Consider the following 6,102-nt stretch of genomic DNA (forward strand, 5'->3'; position numbering starts at 1 on the left):
ACCGGCGTGCTCGGCCCGCATTCCAATGCGCATGGCCCGAACGAGTTCCTGCACATCCCGATGGGCAAGCGGGTCACCTCCTGCGTGTCCAAGGTGCTGTTCGACCACCACGCCGCCAGCCTGCGCGGCGAAACCAGCGGTTCGCCGGTGGCCGCCGACAGCGGCACCCGCCACGGCGGTCACGGCTGCTGCTGATTGCCCAGCGCTTGATGGTTTGATGACGAACGCAGCCTGGCCTTGCTAGGCTGCGTTTTTCTTTGGCAGGACAGGCATATGAGCGGACTGTTTGGCAGCGACAGCTGGCTGTACATCATCCTGATCGGTTTCTTCGTCGGCCTGCTGGGGCGCTTCTTCATGCCCGGCAACAACCGCATGGGTTGCCTGCTGACCATCGTGCTCGGCGTTGCCGGCGCAGTCTTCGCCGGCTGGTTCGGCCGCGAGATGGGCTGGTATGCCGCCGGTCAGCCGGCCGGTTTTGTCGGCGCCATCATCGGTGCCATCGCCCTGCTGGCGCTGTTGCGCCTGATCAGCGGCGGCAAGCGCTGATTCCCCTCCCAACGGCGCCTGCGGGCGCCGCTTCACTGTAGTGTCCATGAACGATCCCGCTTCCGATCCACTGCGTACCGAACACCGCCGGCAGTGGGCCGCTGCCGCACTCGGCGACCCTGCCACCACCCTTGAACGCGCATCGGTCGATGCCGGCTTCCGCAGCTATTGGCGCAGCACCAGCACGCGTGGCAGCCACATCGTGATGGACTCGCCGCCGGGGCTGGAAGACGTGCGGCCATGGCTGCGCATGCACGACCTGCTCGAGCCCAACAACGTGCGCGTGCCGCAGGTGCTGGCACGCGATGTCGAGCACGGCTTCCTGCTGCTGGAAGACCTGGGCGGGCCGACGCTGGCGCGCTTCATCAACGACGACAATGCCGATGCGTGGTTTGATGCCAGTTTCACCCAGCTGATCCGGCTGCAGTCGATCCCGGTGCCCGAGGGCATGGGCGCGTTCGGTGAGGCACTGCTGCAGCGCGACGCCGGTTTGTTCGAGGAATGGTTCGTGCAGCACCACCTCGGCCTCAGCCTGGATTGCGGAGAAAGCGAACAACTGCAGCTGGTGCAACGGCGCTTGATGGACAATGCACTCAACCAGCCGCAGGTGCTGACCCACCGCGATTTCATGCCGCGCAACCTGATGCCGGTCGATGCTGGCCCGGCGGTACTGGATTTCCAGGACCTGGTCAGCGGCCCGATCGCCTATGACCCGGCCAGCCTGTTCAAGGATGCATTCCTCAGCTGGCCGCTGGAAAAAGTCGATGGCTGGCTGGCCCGTTACCACGCCCGCGCCCTGGCCGCTGGCCTGCCGGTGCGGCCGTGGCCGCAATTCCTGCGCGACGCTGACTGGATGGGCGTGCAGCGCCACCTGAAGATCCTCGGCCTGTTCGTGCGCCTGCGCGACCGCGATGGCAAGGGCCACTACTTCGAGGATGCCCCCCGCTTCATCCGCTACCTGGATGAAGTGCTGCCGCGCTACCCGGAACTGGCGCCCCTGCAGGACCTGTTCGAGCGCCGCTTCAAGCCCGCCATGGCTGCCAAGGCCGCGGCATGAAGGCGCTGATCTTTGCCGCCGGGCTGGGCGAGCGCATGCGTCCGCTCACCGACCACACGCCCAAGCCACTGCTGCCCGTGGCCGGCACGCCATTGATCGAATGGCACCTGCAGCGTCTGTCCGCGCTGGGCGTGAGCGATGTGGTGGTCAACACCAGTTGGCTGGCCACGCAGTTCCCCGAGCGGTTGGGCGATGGCAGCCGCTGGAACCTGCGCCTGCATTATCTGTACGAAGGCCCGGTGCCGCTGGAAACCGGTGGCGGCATGCACAACGCGCTACCGCTGCTGGGCGATGCGCCGTTCCTGGCGATCAATGGTGATATCTGGAGCGATTTCGATTTCGCCCGTTTGCCGCAGGAACCGGAAGGCCAAGCGCATCTGGTGATGGTCGACAATCCCGAACACCACCCTCGCGGCGACTTCATCCTCGAGGGCAATGGCCAGCTGCGGGATGTGGGTGACCAGGCGCGCCTGACCTTCGCCGGCATCGGCGTTTACCGCCCGCAGCTATTGCAGGGATGGCAGGAAGTGATCGGCGGTGCCGACGGCAGCGCGGAAATCCCACCACGCTTCAAGCTCGCGCCACTGCTGCGTGCGGCCATGGATGCCCTGGCGATCAGCGGCCAGCACCATCGCGGCCATTGGACCGACGTCGGCACGCCGCAGCGCCTGCAACAGTTGGAAGCCCAGCTGATGCAGTAGCGGCAGCAGCCGCGCAGCAATGTGAGGCCCGGATGCAAAAAGCCTGCGATTGCAGGCTTTTTGTTTGCGCAGGCAGCGCCGGTTTCGCCGCTGACACCGCTGCTGCTGCAAACCGCTCCCCGCAATCAGCCCTGCCCGTTCTCCAGCACCCGCTTCAGGAACGGCACGGTGATGCGACGCTTGGCCGCCAGCGATTCGCGGTCCAGCCGCTCCAGCAAGGTCACCAATCCGCTCAGGTCACGGCCCGTGCGCGTCAGCAGCCAATCCAGCGTGGCCTCGTCCATCACCAGGCCACGCCGTACCGAGCGCTCGCGCAGCACCGCGCCGCGGCCTTCGTCGTCCAGCGGTTCCAGGGTGATGCGGCTGCACTGCGACAGGCGCGAACGCAGGTCGGGCAGCACCAGGCCCAACCCATCAGGTGGCAGACGCGCGGTGTAGATCACGGTCACATCAGCGGCACGGGCACGGTTGTGGAACTCGAACAGGGTGACTTCCTGCTCGCGCCTGCCAGCCACGTATTCCAGCCCATCCAGGGCAACGATGTCATGCCCCTCCAGTGCTTCCAGGGCTTCGGCCAGGCGTGTACCGGCGGCCTGCAACGGCAGGTAGGCCGGACGGCGGCCAGCCTGCAATGCCCCCGCACAGGTGGCCAATGCCAGGTGCGTCTTGCCGGTGCCACCGGCACCGACCAGATAGATCCAATCCTGGCTGTCGCCGCTGGCGACCGCACGCAACTGGGCCAACGCACCATCAGGCGCGCCGATAAAGGTTTCAAATCGTTGGTCCGGCGGATAACGCAAGGCCAACGGCAACTGCGGAACACTCACTTCGGGTCTACATCCTTCGACACGATGGCCAGCTCCGCGGGAACTTCGATGTTGCGCGGGTCCAGCACGATCGTCGGCCCATGGCCGGCGTACAACTCACTTTGGCGATAACGTTCATGCGCATAGCGCAGCAGCACGTTGATCACCGCTGCTGCCGGCAAGGCCAGCAGCATGCCAAGAAAACCAAACAACTGGCCACCGGCCATCACCGCGAAAATCACGGCCACCGGATGCAGGCCAATCTTGTCGCCCACGATACGCGGGGTAAGTACATAACTTTCCAGCAGCTGGCCAACGGTGAACACCACGCCCACCAGGGTCAACAGCTTCAGGTCGAAGCCCTGCGACTGCACCAGCGCGGCCAGCACCGCCATCACCACACCGGTGGTGGCGCCCAGATACGGGATGAAGCTGATCAGCCCGGCCACCAGCCCGATCAACAGCCCAAGGTTGAGGCCGACCAGGCTCAGGCCTGCCGCATACACCACGCCCAGCGCGATCATCACCGCGATCTGGCCGCGGATGAAGGCGCCAAGCACGTCGTTGGACTCACGGGCCAACCGTGACACCAGCTCGATATGGTTGCGCGGCACCAGCGAGGCCACCCGCTCGACCAGCTTGTCCCAGTCGCGCAGGAAGTAATAGGTCAGGATCGGCAGCAGGGCCAGGTTCACCACCCAGGCCACCATCGCAAAACCCGAACGCGACAGGTAACCGAAGAAGGTGGTCGCCACCCCGCCTGCCTGTTGCCAGTGGCTGCGCACCCACTCGAACAGGCGGCTGGGATCCAGCCACGCCATGATCTCCAACCCCGTTTTCTGCTCGATCCACGGGATCGCCGTGCCCAACAGCCATTCCTGCCCCTGCGGCAGGGCGGTCACCAGCGTCTCGATCTGGCTCTGGATCAACGGCACCAGGATCAGCAGCGCCAGCGTCAGCAACAGGATCATCAACACGAACACCAGCACCACCGCGGTATTGCGCGAGCGGCCGCGTGCTTCCAGCCGGTCCACCAGCGGATCACCCAGCCACGCCAGCATCAACGCGACCACGAACGGGGTGAGGATGGGCGCCAGCAACCACGTCACCCACAGCCCGAAGCCAGTGAGCACCACCATTTTCAGGCGGCGCAGGAACAGCGCGATTTCAGCTTCCGGGCTATCTGCGCTCATCGAATACGGTACTCACCCTGCTTGGTGACCGGCGCATCCTCTGCATCGGTCAAGTCATTGTCGGCAGCCCCGCCCACCGGCTGCAGCGCTGCATTCTGCCCGAGCATGCGGTTCAAACCCGGCAGGCCGGTCATCAGTTCCACATCCAGCTCCAAGCGGTCGCCCACCGCCTGTACCGGGACAATCGATTTGACCACGGCAACGCCCTGCAGCGACGCCGACATGCGCAGGTAGTCGTCTGCGCTGCGGATGCCACTGACCGCAATGCGGTAGGTGCCCGCCGCACCCGCCGGCGGGGCCTTGGCATAACGGCGCACCAGCGCATCGGCAGCACCGTCGGCACCACCGGCCATGGCCCGGCGCGCATCGCCATCGCGGGTGGTCCACTTGGAAAGCTCACGACCGTTGTCGACGAAGACCCAGTCGGCCTGCCAGCCGCCGCTCTTTGCGCGGTACAGCTTGCCTACCAGCTGCATGGGCGGGGCATAGCGGGCCGAGGCCCGGGCGATGGCAGCGGTATCCTGGCGCATGATGGCACCCACCAGTGCTTGCTCGGCCGCACCGCCATTGGGCAGGCCCAGCCGGTAGCCACGGTCGGTTGCCCGGTCCAGCAGCGGGCGCGCGGCATTTGCCTGCTGTACGCCGACCAGACGCGGGCCACTGCCATCATCGATGGCCAGCCAGACCACCGGCTTGGGCCGCGGCTGCGGCCATACCGGCAGGCCCAGTGCCGCGACCAGGCCATCAACGTCGTCCTGGCGGAAGCGCGCCACCAGCATGGTCCGGTAGCTCGGCGCACCGCTGGCCGCCACGCTCTGGTCCTGCCGGTAGTCGTAGCTCTGCACCATGTCCTTGGCGTTGCGCAGCGCCTGGGCCACCCCAGGGCGGGTCAGCGTGCTGCGATCGCCCGACAACTTGCCCAGTACGGCACCCAGCGCGCGGGCCATGGCGCCATTGCGGTCGGCCTCGCTCTGGCTGTTGACCGGAACTTCGGCCTCGTAGGCGCCTTGCGCGCTGGCAACGTCGCCTTCGGTACGCATGCCGGACTGTGCCTGCACCGCCACAATCGGCAGGCAAAGCAGCAAAAACAGGAGTGGGGCCAGGCTGCGGCGCATTGAAGTTTCCATTGTTCGATGGTTCCGGGGTGAATTGTTGCCCGAATGGGGCCTTCGCGCCAACGTGGCCTGTTAAAATGCGGCGTTAACCCCGCCAGCGCAGCCGACCGTGACCAGCACCCCGACTTCCGCCAACTCTCCCCTGACCTACCGTGACGCCGGTGTCGACATCGACGCAGGCAATGAACTGGTGGAACGCATCAAACCCTTGGTAAAGCGCAGTTTCCGCCCGGAAGTAATGGGTGGGCTGGGCGGCTTCGGCGCCCTGTTCGACCTGTCCAACAAGTACCGCGAGCCGGTGCTGGTCTCGGGCACCGACGGCGTCGGCACCAAGCTGAAGCTGGCCCAGCAGTTGGGCCGCCATGACACCATCGGCATCGACCTGGTCGCCATGTGCGTCAACGACGTACTGGTGCAGGGCGCTGAGCCGCTGTTCTTCCTGGACTATTTTGCCACCGGCAAACTGGACATCGACACCGCCGCAGCCGTGGTGGGCGGCATCGCCAATGGCTGCACCGAGGCCGGCTGCGCCCTGATCGGCGGCGAAACCGCCGAAATGCCGGACATGTACGCCCCGGGCGAATACGACCTGGCCGGCTTCACCGTGGCCGCAGTGGAAAAGAGCGAGCTGAAGGACGGCTCGGCCGTTCAGCTGGGCGACGTACTGATCGGCATCGCCTCCTC

7 protein-coding genes and 1 pseudogene are annotated in these 6,102 nt (G+C 66.0%); 5 read left to right on the forward strand and 3 right to left on the reverse strand.

Annotated elements, in window-relative coordinates; translation table 11 throughout:
• The 4 genes and pseudogenes from B2527_RS15150 to murU all read left to right on the forward strand — a co-directional run.
• A pseudogene (locus B2527_RS15150) lies at positions 1-195 on the forward strand (peptidase M20); the annotation flags it as partial.
• A 78-nt stretch (positions 196-273) separates the two neighbouring features.
• Positions 274-546: a GlsB/YeaQ/YmgE family stress response membrane protein gene (locus B2527_RS15155; RefSeq protein WP_293715382.1), complete on the forward strand. Its 273-nt coding sequence runs from the start codon at positions 274-276 to the stop codon at positions 544-546.
• Between the two features lie 46 nt (positions 547-592).
• The gene (locus B2527_RS15160) at positions 593-1,603 is read left to right on the forward strand and encodes an aminoglycoside phosphotransferase family protein (protein ID WP_293715385.1); all 1,011 of its coding nucleotides are present in this window, start codon (positions 593-595) and stop codon (positions 1,601-1,603) included.
• Positions 1,600-2,304 (forward strand): N-acetylmuramate alpha-1-phosphate uridylyltransferase MurU, encoded by a 705-nt coding sequence (gene murU / locus B2527_RS15165; protein WP_293715387.1) that lies wholly within the window; start codon positions 1,600-1,602, stop codon positions 2,302-2,304. Before B2527_RS15160 ends, murU begins: the two co-directional genes overlap by 4 nt.
• Before the next feature lie 125 nt (positions 2,305-2,429).
• Here murU and hda read toward each other — a convergent pair whose 3' ends face one another.
• The 3 genes from hda to B2527_RS15180 are packed head-to-tail and all read right to left on the reverse strand — an operon-like array spanning position 2,430 to position 5,430.
• A complete protein-coding gene (gene hda, locus B2527_RS15170; protein ID WP_293715390.1) occupies positions 2,430-3,131 on the reverse strand; it encodes a DnaA regulatory inactivator Hda in 702 nt (233 codons plus the stop codon).
• Positions 3,128-4,303, reverse strand: a complete 1,176-nt coding sequence (locus B2527_RS15175) for an AI-2E family transporter (RefSeq protein ID WP_293715392.1) — start codon at positions 4,301-4,303, stop codon at positions 3,128-3,130. The genes hda and B2527_RS15175 overlap by 4 nt, the downstream gene beginning before the upstream one ends.
• On the reverse strand, positions 4,300-5,430 hold the full coding sequence (locus B2527_RS15180; RefSeq protein ID WP_293715395.1) for a DUF2066 domain-containing protein: 1,131 nt from the start codon (positions 5,428-5,430) through the stop codon (positions 4,300-4,302). Before B2527_RS15180 ends, B2527_RS15175 begins: the two co-directional genes overlap by 4 nt.
• 97 nt (positions 5,431-5,527) lie before the next feature.
• Here B2527_RS15180 and purM point away from each other — a divergent pair.
• Positions 5,528-6,102 (forward strand): phosphoribosylformylglycinamidine cyclo-ligase (gene purM / locus B2527_RS15185; protein ID WP_293715398.1); only part of this gene is annotated, 575 nt, incomplete at its 3' end.

The sequence above is a fragment of the Stenotrophomonas sp. UBA7606 genome, assembly GCF_002477705.1.
In the GTDB taxonomy this organism is placed as follows: Bacteria; Pseudomonadota; Gammaproteobacteria; order Xanthomonadales; family Xanthomonadaceae; genus Stenotrophomonas.

Bases quoted from the DNA above. Each gene is read 5' to 3' on its own strand.
- B2527_RS15180 (WP_293715395.1), bottom strand. From the start codon at position 5,430: ATGGAAACTTCAATGCGCCGCAGCCTGGCCCCACTCCTGTTTTTGCTG.
- B2527_RS15155 (WP_293715382.1), top strand. From the start codon at position 274: ATGAGCGGACTGTTTGGCAGCGACAGCTGGCTGTACATCATCCTGATC.
- B2527_RS15175 (WP_293715392.1), bottom strand. From the start codon at position 4,303: ATGAGCGCAGATAGCCCGGAAGCTGAAATCGCGCTGTTCCTGCGCCGC.
- murU (WP_293715387.1), top strand. From the start codon at position 1,600: ATGAAGGCGCTGATCTTTGCCGCCGGGCTGGGCGAGCGCATGCGTCCG.
- B2527_RS15160 (WP_293715385.1), top strand. From the start codon at position 593: ATGAACGATCCCGCTTCCGATCCACTGCGTACCGAACACCGCCGGCAG.